This is a genomic window from Methylobacterium sp. B1 (assembly GCF_000333255.1).
GTDB classification, from domain to species: Bacteria; Pseudomonadota; Alphaproteobacteria; order Rhizobiales; family Beijerinckiaceae; genus Methylobacterium; species Methylobacterium fujisawaense.
Map to the genome: position 1 here is coordinate 1 of NZ_BACT01000696.1, position 868 is coordinate 868.

An 868-nucleotide genomic window follows, 5' to 3' on the forward strand; every position below is an offset into this window, starting at 1 on the left:
CCGATCCGATTCTGCCAAGCGGGCAGGGTCCCGGCATCGAGGGGGCGGCCGTCCACGGTGATCTGCCCGGCGGTCGGGCTCAGGACGCCGAGGATCAGTCCGGCGAGCGTCGACTTGCCCGAGCCGGTGCGCCCGGCGAGGCCGACCGTGGTGTTGACCGGGATCGTCAGGTCGATCCCGGCGAGGGCCGGACGCCCGGTGCCGTAATCGAAGCCGAGACCCTCGAGCCGGATCGCCCGGGCGAAGGGCAGCCTGTCCGCGGTGCGGGGCAGGGGCTCCCGCTCGTCGGCGAGCTCGTCGACGATGACCCGCACCGCCGGCAGGGTGAAGCGCATCAGCGCCACCGAGGTGAAGATGTTCTGGAAGGCCGGCAGCATGCGGTAGCCCGCAAAGGCGAACAGGCCGAGGAGCGGCAGGATCCCGGCGACGTCGAGCCCCTGGGCGAGCGCGAACAGCACCACCACGATCACCCCGCCGAAAGCCAGGGCCTCGATGACGAAGCGCGGCATCTGGCCGGTGAGCTGGCTCGCCGCGGTGGCGAGGGCGTAGGCCCGGGCCGGGGCGTCGAACCGAGAGGCGAACGCCTCCGCGCGCCCGTAGAGCTTCAGCTCGGTGAGCGCCCCGAAGGTCTCCTGCACGATCCGGAAGCGGGCCTCGTTGTCGGCGACGGTGCGGCTGCCCAGCCGGGCGAGCCGGGCGCGCATCACGAGGTAGATCCCGACATAGAGTCCGCCGAAACCGCCCCCGAGGATCAGCGCGAGCTGCGGCGCGTAGGCCATCAGGAAGGCGATCACCGCGAGCGCCGAACTCGCCCGCGAGGCGAGCACCGTGGCGGGCGTCAGCGCGCCGATCACCCGCCGGTCCGTCT

General features: G+C 72.7%; 1 protein-coding gene. It reads right to left on the reverse strand.

The features are described from left to right. Positions 1-868, reverse strand: an 868-nt coding sequence (locus tag I53_RS20535; protein ID WP_043354129.1) for an ABC transporter ATP-binding protein, incomplete at both ends; no start/stop codon positions are given.